This is a genomic window from Flavobacteriales bacterium (assembly GCA_021296215.1).
Lineage (GTDB): Bacteria > Bacteroidota > Bacteroidia > Flavobacteriales > ECT2AJA-044 > ECT2AJA-044.
In genome coordinates this window covers 1-19589 of record JAGWBA010000024.1, presented here as the reverse complement: position 1 = coordinate 19589, position 19589 = coordinate 1, and the positions used below count along the sequence as shown (strand labels likewise).

Here is a 19589-nt window from a genome sequence, read left to right as displayed (position 1 = left end):
ATAAAACGCATCTTTGTATGATGCTTAAATGGATATCACAGATCTACGGCTTTTTCGTCGACCGGCGCAACAAGGTCTTTGATGCCGGAGAACGGCCGTCGGTGGAATTCGACCGTCCAGTGATTTCCGTTGGCAACTTGAACGTGGGTGGCACGGGAAAGACCCCGCACGTGGAGTACCTCGTTCGACTCCTTCGCGAGCGGTATGCCACCGCAGTGCTCAGTCGAGGCTACGGCAGGCGCACCAAGGGTTATCGGATGGCCAAGGAAGGCGATACCGCCCACACCCTTGGCGATGAACCCTACCAATACTTCAATAAGTTCGGACTGCCAGGCCGCGACCCTATTTCCGTGGCCGTTAGTGAAAAACGGGTGCTCGGAGCGGCTGAGTTGATCGCCGATCGGGATCCGGCCGTAATTTTGCTCGACGATGCCTTTCAACACCGCCACATCAAAGCGGGCTTACATATCTTGCTCACGACCTTCGACAAACCTTACACGCGGGACGAGCTAATTCCTTTGGGCCGTTTGCGCGAACCCATTAAGGGCGCCAACAGGGCCGATATCATTATCGTCACCAAATGCCCGAGCGATATCACCGAGGCTCAGCGGCAAAGGATTCAAAAAGAATTGGCCCCGAAGTCGCATCAACGGCTGTTTTTCTCGACCTTCGCATACGCGGCCATCCGCCCGCAGGGCGAAATTCGTATTGAACGACCCGAAAAGATCATTGCCCTGGCCGGTATTGCCGAGCCAAAACCGTTCTTGAATGAGCTGAAACAGCGCTACGAAGTGGTTTCAGAGCACCTGTATCGCGATCACCATCGGTTTTCGAAGTCCGATGTTTTGCGCCTACGGCGCGATTTGCAACAGCGCGGAGACGGTTCAACGATCGTGGTAACCACGGAAAAGGATTGGACGCGTTTGTTGCCACTCAAGGACATGTGGAAGGATATTCCACTATACACACTGCCCGTTGAAGCAGTGATCGAACCTAAAGTAGAATTCGACGAATTGATTTTGAACTATGTTGGAAAAAGTAAATAAAGCAGTACGCCATTTAAATAGCCAGCTTCCCGAAACCCCGGAGGTCGGTATCATTCTCGGCACCGGTTTGGCCGGTTTGGCCGAAAAGATCGAAGAGCCGCTTCATATTCCCTATACCGAGATCCCCTACTTCCCGAGATCTACCGTAGCTGGGCACCCTGGGCAAATGATCTACGGAAAGCTCGGTGGTAAAAAAGTCATCGCCATGCAGGGACGCATCCACTACTACGAAGGCTACTCCATGAAGGAGGTGACCTTTCCGGTTCGCGTCATGAAACTGCTCGGCATCGATCTATTGGTATTGTCCAATGCCTCGGGCGGAGTCAATCCCGAGTTCGAGATCGGCGATGTCATGATCCTACGCGATCACATCAACCTACAACCCGAAAACCCACTCCGCGGTGTCAATGTCGATGAGTGGGGTCCTCGTTTTCCGGACATGAGTGAAGCCTACGACCACGCCTGTATTCAAAAAATGCATCAGATCGCCGTGGATGAAGGGGTCGTTTTGCGCGAAGGGGTGTACGCCTCCGTGCCCGGACCCAATTTTGAGACACCGGCCGAATACGGCTACGTGCGCCGGATTGGCGGTGACGCAGTGGGAATGAGTACCGTACAGGAAGTACTCGTAGCACGCCACATGGGCCTTAAGTGCATGGCACTTTCCGTGATCACGGACTTGGGCGTTGAAGGAAAGATCGTTGAGGTCACTCACGGAGAAGTCCAGGAAGTGGCTCAAAGGAGTGAAGTGACACTAAGCAAGCTCGTGAGGCGTTTTTTAGCCGAAGCGTAAGAGACTCGTATCTTTGCACCTCAAAGAAAGAACTTTGGAAATACCATACCACAAATACGAACCGGTCATCGGGCTCGAGGTCCACATTCAGCTTTTGACCGATTCCAAGGCCTACTCTCCCGAAAGTACGGCTTATGGAGCTTCTCCCAACACCAATGTACACCCGGTTTCATTGGGTCATCCGGGCACCCTGCCCATCGCGAATGACCACACCGTGGAATACGCCGCTCGCTTAGGTTTGGCCGTTGGCGCAAACATCCGCGAGCGCAACGAATACGCGCGAAAGAACTACTTCTACGCCGATTTGCCCAAGGGGTACCAAATCACTCAGGACGACACCCCTATTTGCACAGGTGGTGGAATCAACATCAAGGATGCTGATGGCAATCCCAAAACGATACACCTGACGCGAATCCACATGGAGGAAGATTCGGGGAAATCGATCCACGACATCGACCCGTTCAATACACTGATCGACCTTAATCGCGCCGGTGTCCCATTGCTCGAGATCGTTTCAGAACCTGAGATCGCAAATGCGCAAGAGGCCTACAACTACCTCATGGAGGTTCGAAAGCTCGTGCGTTATTTGGAAATATGCGACGGTAACATGGAAGAGGGTTCGATGCGTTGCGATGCCAACGTATCGGTCCGATTAAAAGGAACGACGAAGCTGGGTACGCGAAACGAGATCAAGAACATTAATTCCATGCGCAACGTGATGCGCGCCATCGAAGGCGAAATGAAGCGTCAGATCGAAGTTCTGGAGGCCGGTGGAACCATTGATCAGGAAACCCGTGGATTCGATGCCGTAAGGGGTTCATCAACGGTCATGCGCTCCAAAGAAGAAGCGCACGATTACCGGTACTTCACCGAGCCGGATTTGGCTCCGGTACTGGTAAAAGAAGATTACATCGCTCGGGTGAAGAGCGAACTGCCTCCATTGCCCGACGAATTATTCCGTCGATATACGCAGGAGTTCGGATTGTCGGAATACTATGCCCAAATACTCACCGAGAACAAGGCCATTGCCCTGTATTTCGAGGAGATGACCCACCACACGGCAAATCACAAGGCTGCAGCGAACTGGATGATGGGAAGTATAAAGTCGTACCTCAATGACAGAGCCGTAGAGATATCGGAGTTCCCAATCGCGCCGCAGGCGATCGCGCAAATGATAGACCTCATCGACTCGAACGTGGTGAGCAACACTTTGGCCGGACAAAAACTATTTCCGGCCTTGATCGAGAATCCGACGGCTTCGCCAAAAGAATTGGCCGAACAGAACGGGTGGATCCAGGAAAGTGATGACGACGCCCTTGTGGCTTGGGCAAAAGAAGCCATTGGAATGTATCCGGACAAGGTGGAGGAATACCGAAACGGAAAAAAAGGTTTGATCGGACTGTTCATGGGCGAGGTCATGAAGATGTCGCGCGGAAAGGCCGATCCGAAGAAAGCAAGCGCAATCATTCGAGAACAATTAGAATCATGACGAAGACCATACTGACCATAGTGGCTACGGCCGGAATTCTTTGGTCGTGCAATAACAATACAGGAACCCAAGCGAACGCTGCCGGCGAAGGTGGACGCATCAGCGGGGACATGGAAGGCGCAGGAAAGATCGTTCTTAGCCGAATGGAGCCACGAAATACCGTTGCGATTGATACTGTATTTGCCGATGAAGGTACTTTTTCGTTTGACCTCGACAATGAGGAACAAGCTTTTTATACACTGCAATTTGAGAACGGAGTCAGAATTCTGGTCAGTGCAGAGTCCGGAGATCAGGTTTTGTTAACAGGTCGGTTCGACGAGGGAATTCCCGATTACACGGTTGAAGGTAGTGAGGAGACCGAGGTATTGAGGCAAATCAACGTATTGGCCATGGAAACCTCTCAAAAGGTCGAAGGGCTCAACGAGGAATTGATGGGTGCCCGTGATTCCGATAACTTCATGGAAAAGCGAGAAGAGCTCGTACAGAAGTATACCGCCTTGATGGAGGATCGCAGGTCAGCGCTCGAAAACACCCTCGAGGGTCACGAAGATCACCCAGTTGCCATTTTCGTGCTTTACGCTCAGGTACAGCAACAACAGGTATTCAAAGTTGATGAGGATTTTCCACTGTTTGAAAAAGTAGATCAAAACCTTCAGAAGAATTACCCGAACAACGCTCATGCGGAATTCCTGCACCAACAGGTCGAGGCTAACCGTGCAATAGCCGTGGGCTCGGTAGCTCCGGACTTTACCCTCCCCACTCCCGACGGCAAAGAGGTATCGCTGAGCAGTTTCCGCGGTAATGTTGTGTTGGTCGACTTCTGGGCGAGTTGGTGTGGACCCTGCCGAAAAGAAAACCCGAATGTGGTCGCCGCCTACAAAAAGTACCACGACAAAGGATTCGAAGTGCTTGGCGTATCGTTGGATGGACTTCCCAATCAGCAAATGCCGCGTGAGAAATGGCTCGAGGCCATTGAGGCCGACGGGTTAACCTGGACTCATGTATCTGAAATGAGCGGTTGGAACACCATAGTTAAGGACTTATATAAATTCAACGGGATTCCTCACGCCGTGCTGCTCGACCGCGAAGGTCGTATCATTGCCAAGAATTTGAGAGGTGCTGCGTTGGACGAAAAATTGGCCGAGATCTTCGGTGAGTAAGGAAGGTAAAATATATTTCGCCTCCGATTTTCACCTCGGAGCTCCCGATCACGATTCGAGCCTGGAACGTGAACGAAAGATCGTTCGCTGGCTAAAGTCAATTGAAAACGACTGTAGGGAGCTGTTCTTGCTCGGTGACCTTTTCGATTTTTGGTTCGAGTATAGAGAGGCCGTTCCAAAGGGGTTTGTACGCCTGCTTGGAAAGTTGGGCGAAATGAGCGACTCCGGAATTCCGATTCACTTTTTTGGTGGAAATCACGATATCTGGACTTACGGGTATTTCGAGAAAGAGCTAGGGATAAAGGTCTACAAGAAGCCGCTAGTGGTTGAACTTCAAGGAAAGAAGTGCTATTTGGCACATGGCGACGGCTTAGGACCCGGAGACTGGGATTACAAATTCCTCAAAAAGGTCTTCAATAACGGGTTCTTTCAATGGTTGTTTGCACGAATACACCCGAATACGGGACTTGCAGCCGGAAACTACTTCAGTAGTCGCAGCAGAAATGCGCACAGCGATGGAGGCGCCGAGTTTCACGACCAAGGTGAGTACTTGACACAGTACTGTCAAGAGCTCTTAAAAAAGGAGCATTTCGCCTACTTTGTATTTGGCCACCGACATTTGCCCCTTCAAGTGGAGTTATCCGACGATTCTACCTATTTCAACCTCGGAGATATGATCGGCTATAACACCTATGGTGTAATGGAGAACGGCGAATTCCGCATCGATCACTTCGAAAAAGACCCTTCGGACCGCTTCTTGATCAAGTCGACCAACCGGCTCGAGTAACCCATTTCGTTATCGTACCACCCAATGATCTTGACCATGTTCCCAAGGACACTGGTCATTTGAGCATCGTGTAGGCAACTGTACGAGCTACCTAAGATATCACTCGATACGATTGGATCTTCTGTATATCCAAGAATTCCTTTGAGGTCACTTTCGGATCGTTCTTTGAAGTAGGCATTGATCTTTTCAGCCGATACCGGATTCTTCACAATGAACGTGATATCGGTCAAAGACCCATCGGGTACAGGAACCCGGATTCCGCAACCTCCGATACTTCCATCGAGGTGCGGAAAAATGCGCGTCACCGCTTTTGCCGCACCCGTAGTGGTTGGAACGATGCTCTGTGTGGCCGCTCTCGCCCTTCTTAGGTCTTTATGAGGTGCATCGTGCAGTCGCTGATCTCCCGTGAAGCTATGGACCGTAGTGATATACGCCTCCTCAACCTGGCACAGCTCATCTATCAGCGCAACCATGGGGGCCGCACAATTGGTGGTACAACTAGCATTGGACACCATTCGCTCCGAACCATCGAGTTCGTGGTCGTTGATTCCGAGCACAATGGTAGGCATGTTTTGGTCAACCGGCGGAACGCTCAACACCACCCAGGGAGCGCCCCCCATGAGGTGACCGGCAACTTGTTCCGTGTATTTAAATTGACCGGTAGATTCCAATACAACGTCTACATCATAGGCAGACCATGGAATGGTATCGGGAGTTTTATGGTTCAGTATTGGAATGGACCTACCGTCGATGAATACCTCATCTTCACTCCAGGTTACTTCGCCGGGGAATGCCCTGTGTACAGAATCGTACTTCAACAGGTGACCTAAAGTGTGTGCATCGCTGAGGTCATTGACAACTGCTAGGTCGTAGCCTTCTGTTCTTTGAAGAACTCGGGCAGCCGTACGCCCGATTCGACCAAATCCGTTGATCCCTATGCGCACTTTAGAAGAGGTGCTTCTCGGCATGATAACTCGAACGAACGAGCGGCCCGCTCTCTACATACTTAAAGCCCATTTCCAGTCCGATCTCTTTATACTTCTCGAATTGCTCGGGGGTCACATACTCTTGAACGGGCAAGTGCTTGGGTGTCGGCTGTAAGTACTGACCGAGCGTGATGATATCCACATCAGCTTGGCGCAGGTCTCGTAGGCTTTCGATCACCTCATCTTCCCTTTCGCCCAAGCCGAGCATGATACCGCTCTTGGTCCTTTTTTGACCTTGTCTCTTCATGTAAGCCAAGACCTCGAGGCTTCGATCGTACTTTGCCTGGATACGAACCTGTCGCGTTAAGCGACGAACCGTTTCCGTATTGTGCGAGATGATCTCCGGCGCTACTTCGATCAGGCGATCGATATTGTGCTTTTCTCCCTTGAAGTCTGGTATCAAGGTTTCCATGGTGGTGGTCAGACTCATTCTTCGCACGGCATTTACCGTTTCGGCCCAAATGATGGATCCGCCATCGGCTAAATCATCGCGGTCGACGCTCGTAATTACACAGTGCTTCACTTTCATGAGCTTCACCGATCGAGCAACGCGTTCGGGTTCGTCCCAATCCACCGCATCAGGCCTTCCCGTTGCCACGGCGCAAAATCCGCAGGATCGGGTACAGGTATTCCCCAAGATCATGAAGGTCGCCGTTCCGGCACCCCAACACTCACCCATATTGGGGCAATTTCCACTTTCGCAAATCGTATGAAGCCCGTAATTATCAACCAATCCGCGAACATTGCGGTAATTCTCGCCGGTTGGAAGCTTTACGCGCAGCCACTTTGGTTTGCGTTGTTTATCGGGTTTGGGCTCCTGAGCGGGAGCCGTCAGTATTTCTTGTGACATAGGATCAATTCCACTTCTTGCCGAAGTACATGGAAACGTACAGAGTGGTGAAGAGCTGCATATTGTCTTCAACCGCCATGATCGGCACTTCTTCAAAAAAGTAATCGAGCACGATTCCAACTTCGATCATACTTACCTTCTCTTCGGTAATTCCGTATTCGAAATTGGCCCCGCCTTTAACGAAAACACCTGGGTGGTACCCCAGTTCGTCCCATCCGTTAAAAAAGGAGGCTCGACCGTAAATGTTGTTCACGAAATGTTCGCTTGGATCGTAGGGCTCGGTCGACAAGCGAAACTCGTCTGGATTATTGGGCAATGGGCGAATGACTTCCAGATGGACCGGGCGTGTAAGCCCATTGCTTATTCCTCCCCAGTAATGGGCATGAACGGCCACGGAACCGCGATCGGTCTTTCCCGCGATCATCTTTTCCCAGCCGTATCCGACGCGAATGGTGCTGAAGTAATTCAGCTTGCCAAACTTGTAGCCTCGAGCACTGTCATAAAAAGGGTGGAATAGCTTGATCTCCTTAGGATGCTGCATGGTGGCAAAATCGATCAGAAGCCCCTTTTTCGTGGTTCCGTTCGGATTCTGAAGCCTTTTGAAAGTAGCACCCCACCCTGCGGTATGCACGGTGGCCCCAAAGGTCATCTCGTTGCGATAGAGCAGTCGACTGAAATCAGCAGACGTCTGTTGGGCCCGCAATCCTGCAAGTCCAAACAGCATCAGAATTCCAAATATCGCTGCTGTCTTTGTCATTAGCCATTTACTTCACTGGCGGTGTTTTCCGCCTCGCCGTACGCAGGGCACTCTTCATATGCATGGCACGATGATAGCACCAATCCAAGAACTACACTCACCGTAAGGACTAACAAAATCTTTTTCATCTTTGTTTCTGAGTCTATTAAGGAATGGAACACAAAGGTAACGAAAATACCAAGCCTCAAAGTATCAAACGGCCGAAGTTGGAAACCAGTTGGTTAAACCGGCTACAAAGCGAGTTCGAGCAACCCTATTTCGAAGAACTCAAACATTTCCTCGTTGAAGAACGTGCCAATCAAGTTGTTTATCCGCCCGGAGGACGCATCTTTGCGGCTTTCGACCACACTCCTTTCGACCGAGTGAAGGTGGTTATCCTAGGTCAGGATCCCTACCATGGCACCGGACAAGCAAATGGTTTGTGTTTTTCCGTTGCCGACGGAACAAAGCATCCACCGTCGCTGCGGAATATTTTCAAGGAGATCGAGTCGGACATAGGACACGCCTATCCCACGAGCGGAAACCTGGAACCCTGGGCCGATCAAGGCGTTCTCCTCCTCAACGCCACCCTCACGGTCCGCGCCCATCAAGCGGGCAGCCACCAAGGGAAAGGCTGGGAGATCTTTACGGATCGCGTAATCGAGCTGCTCTCCAACGAGCGCAAAGACTTGGTTTTCTTACTCTGGGGCAAGTTCGCTCAAAACAAAGCGGCAAACATCGATTCTGGCAAACACCATATTCTTACAGCTCCTCACCCAAGCCCGTTCAGCGCACACACCGGGTTTTTCGGGTGCCGACATTTTTCGCAAACAAATGCGTTACTGCAACAGAACGGACAAAATCCCATCGACTGGCGACTCTCCTAAAATACTGCCTCATCCTGCTTTTGCCTCTCGGCCTCTCGGCCCAGCAGCTCGATCTCAATATCGAAGTGCACGATATTCCGGAGCGCGACTGGCCCTTTGATCGATCCTTTGCCGACAGCCTCTCAACGGAGCAGGCTCTATATGGTTATCTTCGGGCCCTACGGGCCGATGGCCATTGGGCGGCTCGGCTCGACAGTGCGGCATGGAACGAAAGCACCCTACAAGCGTTCATCACCCGCGGGTCCTTAGTATACTGGGCCGAGATACATTGGTCCGACGAATCCTTTGCCCTACTTCCGCGTGACCCTAAACTACAACGTTGGAAAGGACGCACGCTTCAGGCCAACGACTGGTCAAAATGGCAACAACGCGTGTTGACCTCTGCCGAAAACAATGGCTATCCCTTTGCTCGGCTACAGTGGGACACCCTCTCTCCGCGAAACGATTCGCTCCGAGGGTCACTCACCCTGAACCCCGGACCTTATATTCGTTTCGATAGTGTGAATGTGCGCGGTTACGACGAGATCACGGAAGCCATGGTGGCTAATCTCCTAGACCTCAAGGTAGGGTCGCCTTACTCCGAAAAAACCCTTCGCGACTTACAAAAGGTCGCTCGGGATATCGAGTACCTGAACATGCCCCGGAGCCCTCAGGTCCTATTCAATCGCGATAAAACGGTGGTTTTCACCTACCTCGAAAAACAAAAGGCCAATCAATTCGACGGTATACTGGGATTCAACACTAACGACGGTGTGGTTACACTGACCGGTAATGTTTATCTCCGCTTACTCAATGCCTTCGATCGCGGTGAAGAATTGGTGATCGACTGGAGCAGCCCGGGAAACACCACCCAAAAACTCGATCTGCGCCTATCGTACCCCTATCTCTTCGGGTGGAGCTGGGCCATAGAGGGCGTTCTGAACCTACTTAAGCAAGACTCGTCGTTCCTCAATCTTCAGTCGGACCTCGGATTGCGCTATTTCTTGAACACCAAGGCCAGCATGAGCTTCACCTATCAAACGAAAAGCTCCTCAACCCTCGGCGACGAAGCAATATTCGGAGTTACGGATTATACCTCCAGGTTCTACAATATCGGCTTGCGCTGGAGAACAACAGACCGGCGTATTGCACCACGCAATGGTCAAGAGCTCGAAGTGAAATTCGGACTGGGTGAAAGGAATGCCAACGATTCGAGCCAAACCCAGTACAATGCAGAAATTGATTTCAAGAACTACTGGCAGTTTACCGATCTGCTCGTGTTGGTGAACCGATTCCAGTATGGTCGTTTCGACGGAGACATTAGATCCGGAGGGTTGGGATCGAGTTACTACAACGAACTCTTTCGGTTCGGGGGAATTCAAAATCTAAGGGGATTCGACGAGCAAAGTTTGTTCGTTTCGGAGTACCTCATCGGAACTTTTGAACTTCGATTATTGACAGGAAGCGATGGCTATTTTTTGGCCTTTACCGACTTCGGTTTTACCCAGTCCGGGAACCTCATCGAAGTGACTATTCCGACCACCGGATCGGTGTGGAGTTTTGGCGCGGGAGCCGCGTTTAAAACACCGGCCGGATTACTCAACTTGACCTATGCACTCGGTCGAAGAGAAGGAGGCACTTTTCAGTTCGACAGAGCCAAGGTTCACATCGGTTTAGTGAACCAATTTTAATCGAATTAGTCATTATTGATTTTCGCAAATGGTTTCTTATAATTTTATATTCCAGTATTTTACATTGTTTATATGAAGTTCTTTAAAGCTTTTACATATTCGATGATCCCGAATCGAATTCCTCGCTTAAAACCCGTATTTTAGCCCTATGGAGTATGGATTCATAGTGGTTGGATTAGTCCTTGGTGGTGTCATCGGCTACCTCCTCGGAAGAAAAAAATCAGGTGGTGAAAGTGGCGGAATCTCACAAAGTGAGATCGACGAAAAGTACGTTTTACGCCCCCTCTACTCCACCCTCGAAAATCAAATTTCCGAGCTTAAAAAAGAGCGCGAAAAAGACGACGATGAGCGGCTCGATTTAGCCCGGAAATTAGCCGCCAAGGAACAGGAGTTGGCCAACCTTGCCGAGCGACTTTCAGAGACCAAAAGAGATATAGAACAGCTTCAAGAAAAGTTCAAGGTCGAGTTTCGAAATGTGGCCAACGAGCTACTCGATGAAAAATCGAAGAAGTTCACCGAGCACAATGAGAAGGAGCTCGAGCGCATTCTTCAACCTTTTAAAACGAAGTTGAAGGAATTCGAAGACAAGGTCGACAAGACCTATAAAGACAACCGCGACGAGCAAATTAGTCTCAAAACGCAGATCGAAGGACTGCAAAAGCTCAATCAACAAATGGCCAAGGAAGCTCTTGAGCTCACCAATGCGCTTAAAGGCGACAGCAAGATCATGGGCGATTGGGGCGAATTTCAGCTCACACAGTTATTAGAGCAGGCCGGACTCAAGGAAAACGTTCACTTTACTACCCAGAACAGCTTCGGCGATGCTGATGGTAGGCAAAAACGGCCCGATTTCATTGTGCACCTTCCCGACGATAAGCACCTCATCATCGACGCCAAGGTTAGCCTTAAGGCCTACGAAGAATATCATTCAGCCAAAGACGAAGCACAGCGGGCCGATGCATTGAAAAAGCACATCATAAGTGTAAAGACTCACATCAAGGGGCTCGGAACCAAGCGCTACGAGGACCTTTACGATATTCGAACTCCCGATTACGTGATGATGTATATCCCGGTAGAGCCGGCTTTCCTGCTTGCACTGGAACACGATCGCGAGGGGCAACTCTATTCCGAGGCACTCGACAAAAATGTAGTCTTGGTCAGTACTTCCACTCTTTTGGCGACCTTACGAACCGTTGGCTACATTTGGAAACAAGAAACGCAAGCGAAAAACGTTCAAGAAATAGCGGATCGTGGAGCCAAGTTGTACGATAAGTTCGTGGGGTTCGTTGAAAACCTGCAGGATATCGGCACTCGGCTCGATCAGGCACAGGCCAGCTTTCACAACGCTACGCGGCAACTGAGTGAAGGTCCGGGCAACCTAGTGCGACAAGCCGAACAACTGCGTTCGCTTGGGCTAAAAACGAACAAAACCCTGCCGGAAGGATTAAAAGAAAGCAGTGAAGACGAATAACGACATTCAAGGGCTATATCGCGCCGCGAGGCGCATATTCGCGTTTATTGTGTTGTTATTGTTGGTTGCCGCCTGCGGCGGGAAGAAGGGCTTGACGTCGCGGAACATGGCGCACCTATACCAACAGGAGTCGATGCTCATGCGACCCGACTATTACGTCATCAATCAAAGTCCGAACAGCTCGGAGCTGAATTTTCGATTGCTCTCCCACGACCTTTTGTACATGCGGCCGTCTGAGGACGATCTCTTCAAGGCGGACGTACGCGTGCGGGTGAGACTTTACAGTTCCCTTGAAAACCCGGTGCTACTCGATTCGACTTCGCTGCATTTCGTGGATGAGCAAACGGAAATGCGAGACAAGGTGCTTGAGGGCGTGATCCCCTTCTCTACTCCGCCCGCGAGGAAATACGTGTTGGAGGTGCAGCTGGAAGATCTGAATCGCGATTACATGCATCAGAGTTATGTGGAACTCCGAAAGGTGACCCCGAGTTCGCGAAATTACTTTTCAATATCCAAGCCCACCGGTGAAAAAATGTACGAGCCATTTGTCAATGTCGGAGAGCCTTTTGTACTCCATCATTCGGGCCCCACCGAGGATTCGCTATTTGTTAGAGTGTATCAAAGGAAGTTTCCATTGGCAAGTCCGCCCTATGTGATCGAGAACAACGTGGCATTCGACTATGCGGCCGACAGTCTCTTTCGGATGGCGATCGGTGACACGATCTCCTTTGAACAACCCGGATTTTACCATTTTCAATTCGACACCACGTCAACTGAAGGGTTCACGGCCTTTTGCTTTTATAACGATTTTCCGTTCGTGACCAAGGTAGAACACTTGGCTCCACCCATGAGGTACATTACCACCAAGAAGGAGTTTGAAGCTTTGACTTCGAAAAAAGCAGTCGATGCTTTTTGGATCAAGAACGCCGGCACGCCCGATAGAGCAAAGATGCTGATCAGGACCTACTACAACCGAGTTGAGGATGCCAATTCGTTCTTTTCGTCCTATACGGAGGGCTGGCGAACGGATCGTGGAATCGTGTACACCATTTTTGGTCCGCCAAACATCATTTACAAGACCGCGGATAGCGAAAGTTGGATCTACGGTGAAGAGAACTCCATGTTGAGCTATAATTTTAACTTTGTGCGAGTACAGAATCCATTCTCAGCCAATGCTTTCGCCCTGAATCGATCTAGTATTTATCGATACAGTTGGAGTCAGGCCGTTGACACCTGGCGACAAGGTCGTATCTTCAACGTTTCGGACGTACAACGCGCACAAGATGAATCGGACCGACAGTTCTCCAGACCTTATTTTTGGTATTAAGCCCGTACTCGAAGGTATTCGCAGCGGAAAGGAATTTGATAAGATCATGCTTCAGAAGGGTGATCAGGGAGAGGCTTTTCAAGAGCTTTTCGCAGAGATTCGCGCGGCGAATTTGCCGTTTCAGCATGTCCCCTATCAAAAGCTGAATCGAATAACGCGAAAGAATCATCAAGGCGTGGTCGCCTTTATTTCACCAGTATCGTTTCAGCCGATCGAAGAAGTACTTCAGACGGTGTACGAGCAAGGTGAGACTCCTTTGTTCATTGCACTCGACCGCGTTACCGACGTTCGAAATTTCGGAGCTGTGGTTCGCTCTGCGGAGGCCATGGGTGCCCATGGAATTCTGGTGCCAGAGAAGGGTTCGGCTCAAATAAATGGCGATGCCGTAAAGACATCGGCCGGTGCTTTACTGCGTTTACCCATTTGCCGAGTTCGTTTTTTGAAGGATGCGTTTCAATACTTGAAAGATAGCGGCATTCAAATTGTGGGAATCACCGAAAAGGCCGAGGCTCCACTATCGGAGATCGACTTTACCGTGCCTACCTGTCTGATCATGGGTTCAGAAGAAGACGGTATTTCACCTGAGTACTTAAACACGACCGACGCCAACGGAATGATCCCCATGCCTGGCGGATTTGATTCGCTGAATGTAAGTGTAGCGGCCGGAATGGCCCTTTATGAAGCGGCTCGACAGCGCTTTGAGGTCGGTTAACCCCTAGATTTTTGGCTTTCGGCGTAGCTTTTTTATTTCGCCCCGTTTTTTCTTTTCGTCGACCTGCTTTTCTTTTACGGCCGTTGGTTTTTTGATCGGAATACGTTTTTTCTTCTTGGTAAGGGCTTTTTCGAGGAGTTTGAAAAAGCACTCGACAACAGCTACTTTATTTGCGGCCTGACTCCTACTACTCTCATCGGAAAGCAACAACTCGCCCTCTTCGGTGAGCTTTTTCGCCCAGGCCTTTTGGACGCGAAGTTTCTCATCGGCCCGCAGGGCCATACTCTCTTCGACCGAAAAACGAAACGTGACGCGCGTTTCGGTCTTGTTGGCATGTTGACCACCCGGACCTCCGCTACGAGAAGTCTCGAACTGAAAATCCGAGGAAAAATTACGATTCCTTTATTCGACCCGTGTAGCTTTGTCCATTACCTTTGCTTAATGGCGGACAAAAAATACAAAATCGGAATTGCCCTTTCGGGCGGAGGGCTCGTGGAATTGCGTATTTAGGGGTTTTGAAGGCATTGCGCGAGCGCGGAATCGAGCCTGAGATCGTGAGCGGAGCCAGTGCTGGTAGCATTGTTGGAGCACTTTACGCCGACGGTCATGACCGGGAAGACATATTCAAGCTATTCCAAGAGCAGGGTTTTTATAAGTTCGTTCGCTTCGGACTAGAGCCCATGGGGCTTTTAAATCTCGACGGTCTTGTGAAATTGCTCGAGAATAATTTGTCCGTAAAGAACATTGAAGACCTTAAAAAGCCACTGGTGATCGCATGTACGGAGTTCAATTCCGGTAAGATGCGGTTTTTCTCGGAAGGACCTCTGCCTACATTGGTTCGGGCATCGTGCTCTATTCCGATCTTGTTCAAGGCGGTCGAGTACGAGGGAAAGTACCTCGTTGACGGCGGCGTAACCACGAACATGCCCGTTGAGCCCATAGCCAAAGACTGTGAGCGGATCATTGGCTCGCATGTGAATCCGATCGACGAGCAAGATGACCTTTCGGGATGGACCACCATGATCGACAGGGTATTCACCCTCGCGACCTACAACACCATTCGACTGCATATTCCGAATTGCGATCTATTCATTGAGCCGCCAAAACTGGCGCACTTTGGGATATTTTCATCGGCCAGGGACCGCCAGATGTTCGATCTGGGGTACGACGAAACCATGAAGCAACTCGACGAGCAGGGCTTTGAAGCATAATGGGGCTATTGCGTACCTTGGGTGCGTACTAAAAGACCCTTATGTGTGGAAAACATTTACTGAGTTCGCTCTTTGCGATATTGGTCTTTGGGGTATCTGCCCAGAATTATACGATCTGCAAAACACACGCCGGTGCGGCTTATACAGCCGGCCCTACGCGGTCCGATACCTTCGATATCTTGCATTCGACCATCGAATTGGACTTCACGGACTGGAGTTCTCAATCGCTCGATGCCCGAGCCGATATTGTCGTTGCGCCGAGAATGACCGGAATATCATCGATCCGCTTTGATTTACTGGGTTTGATAGTAGACAGTGTGTATGTCGATAGCGTATTGACCGGGTTCACGTACAACTCCCCCGTTCTGAATATTCCGGTATCGTTCGTCTACGGTCCAAACCCTACTCCCCGCACGATCACGGTTTTTTACCGCGGTCAGCCCACTACGGACGGGTCGGGCTGGGGTGGATTCTACTACGGAAACAACATCGCCTATAATTTAGGGATCGGCTTTGCCGCCGATCCACACAACTACGGACGAACCTGGTTTCCCTGCTTCGATCAATTTGTTGAGCGATCGACCTATACTATAAAAACCTTGACAGAAGGTGGGCGTATTTCGCAAGCCACGGGGGTACGGACAACCGAGCAATTTTTAAACGGCGACACATTGTATTCCGAGTGGGATTTGGCTCAGCCCATTCCAAGTTACCTCGTTGGTTTGGCCGTGGGAAAATACTACCGGTATACCGATAGCTATGCGTCGATCACTGGATCTTTAATTCCGATCGAAATTGCAGCGCAGGCAGGCGATACAGCGGATGCTCCGGGCTCATTCAGCCATCTTGTCGACGCCCTTCAATGCTTCGAGAGTTGGTATGGTCCTTATCACTGGGATCGTATCGGCTATGTTTTGACGGGGCAAGGTGCTATGGAGCATCCGACCAATGTGGCCTACCCTGCCTTTACCGTGGACGGATTCAACAATTACGACGACCTCATGGCACATGAGTTGGCCCATCATTGGTGGGGTGATTATGTGACCTGTTCTCAGGCCGAGCATATGTGGATCAACGAAGGCATGGCAGAATTCAGTGCCCATTTGTTTTTCGAGTGCCTCAATGGTCGCGATAGCTACTTGAATCGAGTGCGCAGCAATTGGTACTCCGTTTTGAAATCGGCACATCAAAACAATGGGGACTTTTTGGCCGTTGACGGGGTGGGCCATGCGAACACCTATGGAACGCACGTGTACAACAAGGGTGCAGGTATGGTGCACAGTATGCGCGGGTACTTGGGCGATTCGCTATTTTCTGCAGGGCTTCAAGCTCTCCTCAGCAACAACGCGTTGGATACCTTGAGTTCGGCCGGATTCGAACAGCAGTTGTCCGCGGTGACCGGCATCAGCATGTCGAAATTCTTTGAGAACTGGTTGTATGAACCCGGTTTTCTTGAGATCGGTATAGATGAAATAGATCTAGGCGTGAATTGGAGTAATCTGTCCGCTGACGTGACCTTAAGCCAAGGGCTGCGCGCCACTGCGAATCTATACCACGATGTTCCTCTGGAGATCGGCTTCTACGATTCGCTCTGGAATCTACACATTGAGACCGTCACGCTCAACAACGCTTCAGAGACTTTCAGTTTTGGCCCATTGCCCGCGAATCCGGAATGGGTCGTCGTAGACCCTATGGACAAGCTCATGTTGGGCAACACGTACGAACAAGAAATCTTCAACGTCCCTGTGTACCGCAATATAGGTCGGTGCGATATGACCATTGACGTTACCTCGGAGAATGACTCGTCCTGGGTGCGTCGAGAACATCACTGGGCGGGGCCGCGCGGAACGGTTGTGGCCAATAACGGCAACGCTCATATTAGCGGGAATCACTATTGGTCGGTTCGAGGCAGCCTTTCGAGCTCTTTCGCCGCCACGGCCACCATTCGGTACGATGGCCGCAATGGCCAGCTCGATGAGGATTTGGCCAACGCCACTGAAGATTCACTCATACTCCTCTATCGGGCGCCGGGAAATACCGATTGGGTCGAATATCCTTACTACACCAAGGACGTAATGGGAAGTGCTACTAACGGATTCGGACGAATGATCATCGACACCTTGATGTTGGGCGACTACGCCTTTGCGAATGGGGTATCCACTATCGGTTTGGATGAAGAACGAGGAGCCCTTCCGCTGAAATTATATCCGAATCCGGCCCGCGAACAGATCGTGATCGACGGGTTGCCCGATTAAACTGAATACGTCATCGTCAATCAGGCAGGGCAGGCTGTGCGCGAGGGTCGTGTGAATGACATGGAGTCGCTTTCGGTTTTCGGCCTCTCGGCCGGAAGTTACCGCATACAGTTAGGATCCAACTCTTTGAGCTTTACTGTGGTCAAATGATTCCATGAAGGCCGGCACCCTGCTCACCTAACCTATCCACCTTTCTTTCCACTTCGGGGTCCTTTTCAACCGGAGGGGCGTGGTGTCCTTTTATCCGAGCGTCAATGATGAGTGAACCGCGGCAGCCCCAATGTTTGTTCTCGGTAAAGGAGTTGACGCCGTAAATATCGTGACTGGGGTTAGAACGCGTATAGGTAACCCAGAGGTAGTTGTTAAGGGTACGCACTGCGAAGGACGCGTCGTCGACCAGCACGATCAAAGGAAACCCTTGGAGGTCGGCTGAGGCCCATCGCGCCGCGAGGCGCTGAATTTCTTCATTGGCCTGTTCATAGTTTTGCCACGGCCCGATCTCGACGGCCACGGTTCCGGGCTGCGCCACCTCAACCGCATTGACCTCACTCCCCCAGTCCAACGAGGGCTTCTCAGTAGCTAAATGGCGCTTTTTAGCTCCGGCAGCGGCCACGACGACCTTGGAGCCGGTATTGAGTCCATCGCCGCTGTAATCGAGCGTATCGATGCTCGTTTGCGTATGGAAGTGCAGATCCCGTGTCCAATCGACCCGCTCGAGCACGTGACAAAAGAATTCGGACACGTGATGCGTGGTCAGTTTTGGGTTGTCGGAGCCATCGATGATGAATACGAATTTAGCCAGGCTGAGTTGTCCGAATCCGAGCACGTGGTTTGCGATGGTGAGGATCTCCTGAGGGCGTTTCTTTTCGAGATAAGGGGTATAGCGTTCAAATCCAATCGCTAGTAGCAGTGGGTGCACTCCGGCGGCATCGACAGCGTGAACTTCTCGGAGACCCGGAATTTCGTTGGGGATGGCCGGACCGGTGATCTCGTGGATCAAGGCCCCGAACTGTGTGTCTTCTTGAGGCGGTCGGCCGACAACGGTGAAAGGCCAAATGGCATCTTTGCGGTGGAAGACCTTGTGCACCTTCATGAGTGGGAAGTCGTGCTTGAGGCTGTAGTAACCTAGGTGGTCGCCAAAGGGGCCTTCGGGTTTGTTTTGACCGGGATGGACTTCGCCGGTGATCACGAAATCGGCGTCGGAAGCCAATCTGTATCCGTCGCGTATTGTGTGCCTGAATCTGCGTCCGCCCAGGGCTCCGACAAAGGTCAATTCTGACAAACCTTCAGGAAGCGGCATAACGCCTGAAAGGGTAAGTGCCGGAGGTCCACCGACGAAAATGCTCACCTTAAGTGGATGACCTTTGGCGTTTGCTTTGGTTTGATGCACTCCGATACCTCTGTGAAGTTGGTAATGGAGTCCGATTTCGCGGTCTTGTTCGTATTGGTTTCCGCCCAGTTGAATTCGGTACATACCGATGTTTGAATTCATGATTCCCGGTTTGTCGGCATCTTCGGTGTACACTACGGGGAGGGTAACGAAAGGCCCGCCGTCCATGGGCCAGTGTTTAATTTGAGGAAGGTCGGAAATAGCGCATTCGTTCGAAGCTACAGGGGACTGCCCCATGGTGCGCATGGGTAGTGCCTGAAGACCGGTAAAAGGTGCCGAAGCGTATTTAAGTGGATTCTTGATCGCCTTAATGGGATCACCCTTGAGCTCTACTACTTTTTGAACGGCGTCGAGGGTGTGGCGGAACATGAACTTGGAGCGCTCGAGTGAACCGAAGAGGTTCGAAGCTGCGCGGAATTTTGAGCCTTTGACATTCTCGAACAGCAGTGCGGGGCCGCCCGCTTCAAAAACGCGCAGGTGAATGGCCGCCATTTCAAGATTGGGGTCTACCTCCTCTTTGATTCGAACGAGGTGGCCGTGTTTTTCGAGGTCGAGTAAAGCTTGTTCGAGGCTTTTGTAGCCCATTGATTGGGTTTTGAGAAGTAACAAAGATAGCAAGCCTTCGGTTTGCGGGGGACAGAAATGAATTTATCGATGGATTGTGTTCGTTGCAGAGCGTTTGTTGGCCGTTGGGTGGATGACGACCGCCCATAAAAAAAGGTGCTGTATTAAATCGCAAGTGAAGGGAGTGTTCACTAAAGTGTGTCATTGGTTAAAAATCTATCTTCAAAATAGTCACATAAATCCCTGCGGACATTA

The 19589-nt window shown here is 50.8% G+C and carries 16 protein-coding genes and 1 pseudogene; 12 read left to right on the top strand and 5 right to left on the bottom strand.

Features of this window, described 5'->3' with window-relative positions; genetic code table 11:
- The first annotated feature begins 17 nt into the window (after nucleotides 1-17).
- Genes lpxK through J4F31_05735 form a run of 5 tightly spaced genes read left to right on the top strand, consistent with a single transcriptional unit; the run spans nucleotide 18 to nucleotide 5275 of the window.
- Nucleotides 18-1046 (top strand): tetraacyldisaccharide 4'-kinase, encoded by a 1029-nt coding sequence (gene lpxK, locus J4F31_05755; GenBank protein MCE2496066.1) that lies wholly within the window; start codon nucleotides 18-20, stop codon nucleotides 1044-1046.
- Nucleotides 1027-1839 carry a purine-nucleoside phosphorylase gene (locus tag J4F31_05750; protein MCE2496065.1) on the top strand — a complete coding sequence of 271 codons (813 nt, stop codon included), beginning with the start codon at nucleotides 1027-1029 and terminating at the stop codon, nucleotides 1837-1839. Before lpxK ends, J4F31_05750 begins: the two co-directional genes overlap by 20 nt.
- 34 nt (nucleotides 1840-1873) lie before the next feature.
- Nucleotides 1874-3328, top strand: a complete 1455-nt coding sequence (gene gatB / locus J4F31_05745; GenBank protein MCE2496064.1) for an Asp-tRNA(Asn)/Glu-tRNA(Gln) amidotransferase subunit GatB — start codon at nucleotides 1874-1876, stop codon at nucleotides 3326-3328.
- Entirely contained in the window at nucleotides 3325-4488 is a 1164-nt protein-coding gene (locus tag J4F31_05740; GenBank protein MCE2496063.1) for an AhpC/TSA family protein, read from the top strand. Before gatB ends, J4F31_05740 begins: the two co-directional genes overlap by 4 nt.
- Nucleotides 4448-5275, top strand: a complete 828-nt coding sequence (locus J4F31_05735) for a UDP-2,3-diacylglucosamine diphosphatase (protein ID MCE2496062.1) — start codon at nucleotides 4448-4450, stop codon at nucleotides 5273-5275. Before J4F31_05740 ends, J4F31_05735 begins: the two co-directional genes overlap by 41 nt.
- Here J4F31_05735 and gap read toward each other — a convergent pair.
- Genes gap through J4F31_05720 form a run of 3 tightly spaced genes read right to left on the bottom strand, consistent with a single transcriptional unit; the run spans nucleotide 5215 to nucleotide 7868 of the window.
- Complete coding sequence (gap, locus tag J4F31_05730; GenBank protein MCE2496061.1) at nucleotides 5215-6243, bottom strand: type I glyceraldehyde-3-phosphate dehydrogenase; 1029 nt, start codon at nucleotides 6241-6243, stop codon at nucleotides 5215-5217. The genes J4F31_05735 and gap overlap by 61 nt on opposite strands.
- Entirely contained in the window at nucleotides 6221-7111 is an 891-nt protein-coding gene (gene lipA, locus J4F31_05725; protein MCE2496060.1) for a lipoyl synthase, read from the bottom strand. The genes gap and lipA overlap by 23 nt, the downstream gene beginning before the upstream one ends.
- Before the next feature lie 4 nt (nucleotides 7112-7115).
- Nucleotides 7116-7868 (bottom strand): hypothetical protein, encoded by a 753-nt coding sequence (locus J4F31_05720; GenBank protein MCE2496059.1) that lies wholly within the window; start codon nucleotides 7866-7868, stop codon nucleotides 7116-7118.
- A gap of 152 nt (nucleotides 7869-8020) precedes the next feature.
- On the opposite strand from J4F31_05720, the gene ung reads away from it, so the two are divergent.
- The 5 genes from ung to rlmB all read left to right on the top strand — a co-directional run bounded on the left by ung (nucleotide 8021) and on the right by rlmB (nucleotide 13914).
- Nucleotides 8021-8734, top strand: a complete 714-nt coding sequence (gene ung / locus J4F31_05715) for a uracil-DNA glycosylase (protein ID MCE2496058.1) — start codon at nucleotides 8021-8023, stop codon at nucleotides 8732-8734.
- 20 nt (nucleotides 8735-8754) lie between these two features.
- A complete protein-coding gene (locus tag J4F31_05710) occupies nucleotides 8755-10404 on the top strand; it encodes a hypothetical protein (GenBank protein ID MCE2496057.1) in 1650 nt (549 codons plus the stop codon).
- A gap of 148 nt (nucleotides 10405-10552) precedes the next feature.
- Nucleotides 10553-11875, top strand: a complete 1323-nt coding sequence (gene rmuC / locus J4F31_05705; protein MCE2496056.1) for a DNA recombination protein RmuC — start codon at nucleotides 10553-10555, stop codon at nucleotides 11873-11875.
- Complete coding sequence (locus tag J4F31_05700; protein MCE2496055.1) at nucleotides 11862-13202, top strand: GWxTD domain-containing protein; 1341 nt, start codon at nucleotides 11862-11864, stop codon at nucleotides 13200-13202. Before rmuC ends, J4F31_05700 begins: the two co-directional genes overlap by 14 nt.
- Nucleotides 13159-13914, top strand: a complete 756-nt coding sequence (gene rlmB, locus J4F31_05695; GenBank protein MCE2496054.1) for a 23S rRNA (guanosine(2251)-2'-O)-methyltransferase RlmB — start codon at nucleotides 13159-13161, stop codon at nucleotides 13912-13914. The genes J4F31_05700 and rlmB overlap by 44 nt, the downstream gene beginning before the upstream one ends.
- Before the next feature lie 3 nt (nucleotides 13915-13917).
- Here rlmB and arfB read toward each other — a convergent pair.
- Nucleotides 13918-14298 (bottom strand): annotated as a pseudogene (gene arfB, locus J4F31_05690) (aminoacyl-tRNA hydrolase).
- A 131-nt stretch (nucleotides 14299-14429) separates the two neighbouring features.
- Between arfB and J4F31_05685 the strand changes: the two are divergent.
- Both J4F31_05685 and J4F31_05680 read left to right on the top strand, forming a co-directional pair.
- A complete protein-coding gene (locus tag J4F31_05685) occupies nucleotides 14430-15125 on the top strand; it encodes a patatin-like phospholipase family protein (protein ID MCE2496053.1) in 696 nt (231 codons plus the stop codon).
- A 41-nt stretch (nucleotides 15126-15166) separates the two neighbouring features.
- Nucleotides 15167-17380 (top strand): M1 family metallopeptidase, encoded by a 2214-nt coding sequence (locus J4F31_05680; GenBank protein MCE2496052.1) that lies wholly within the window; start codon nucleotides 15167-15169, stop codon nucleotides 17378-17380.
- Nucleotides 17381-17522: 142 nt separating this feature from the next.
- Here the strand turns inward: J4F31_05680 and J4F31_05675 are convergent, their stop codons facing one another.
- The gene (locus tag J4F31_05675; GenBank protein MCE2496051.1) at nucleotides 17523-19355 is read right to left on the bottom strand and encodes a UbiD family decarboxylase; all 1833 of its coding nucleotides are present in this window, start codon (nucleotides 19353-19355) and stop codon (nucleotides 17523-17525) included.
- Between the last annotated feature and the right edge of the window lie 234 nt (nucleotides 19356-19589).

Excerpts from the sequence above, each read along its gene's own strand:
- lpxK (MCE2496066.1), top strand. The coding sequence starts at position 18 with ATGATGCTTAAATGGATATCACAGATCTACGGCTTTTTCGTCGACCGG.
- J4F31_05750 (MCE2496065.1), top strand. The coding sequence starts at position 1,027 with ATGTTGGAAAAAGTAAATAAAGCAGTACGCCATTTAAATAGCCAGCTT.
- J4F31_05740 (MCE2496063.1), top strand. The coding sequence starts at position 3,325 with ATGACGAAGACCATACTGACCATAGTGGCTACGGCCGGAATTCTTTGG.
- gap (MCE2496061.1), bottom strand. The coding sequence starts at position 6,243 with ATGCCGAGAAGCACCTCTTCTAAAGTGCGCATAGGGATCAACGGATTT.
- lipA (MCE2496060.1), bottom strand. The coding sequence starts at position 7,111 with ATGTCACAAGAAATACTGACGGCTCCCGCTCAGGAGCCCAAACCCGAT.
- J4F31_05720 (MCE2496059.1), bottom strand. The coding sequence starts at position 7,868 with ATGACAAAGACAGCAGCGATATTTGGAATTCTGATGCTGTTTGGACTT.
- ung (MCE2496058.1), top strand. The coding sequence starts at position 8,021 with ATGGAACACAAAGGTAACGAAAATACCAAGCCTCAAAGTATCAAACGG.
- rmuC (MCE2496056.1), top strand. The coding sequence starts at position 10,553 with ATGGAGTATGGATTCATAGTGGTTGGATTAGTCCTTGGTGGTGTCATC.
- rlmB (MCE2496054.1), top strand. The coding sequence starts at position 13,159 with ATGAATCGGACCGACAGTTCTCCAGACCTTATTTTTGGTATTAAGCCC.
- J4F31_05680 (MCE2496052.1), top strand. The coding sequence starts at position 15,167 with ATGTGTGGAAAACATTTACTGAGTTCGCTCTTTGCGATATTGGTCTTT.
- J4F31_05675 (MCE2496051.1), bottom strand. The coding sequence starts at position 19,355 with ATGGGCTACAAAAGCCTCGAACAAGCTTTACTCGACCTCGAAAAACAC.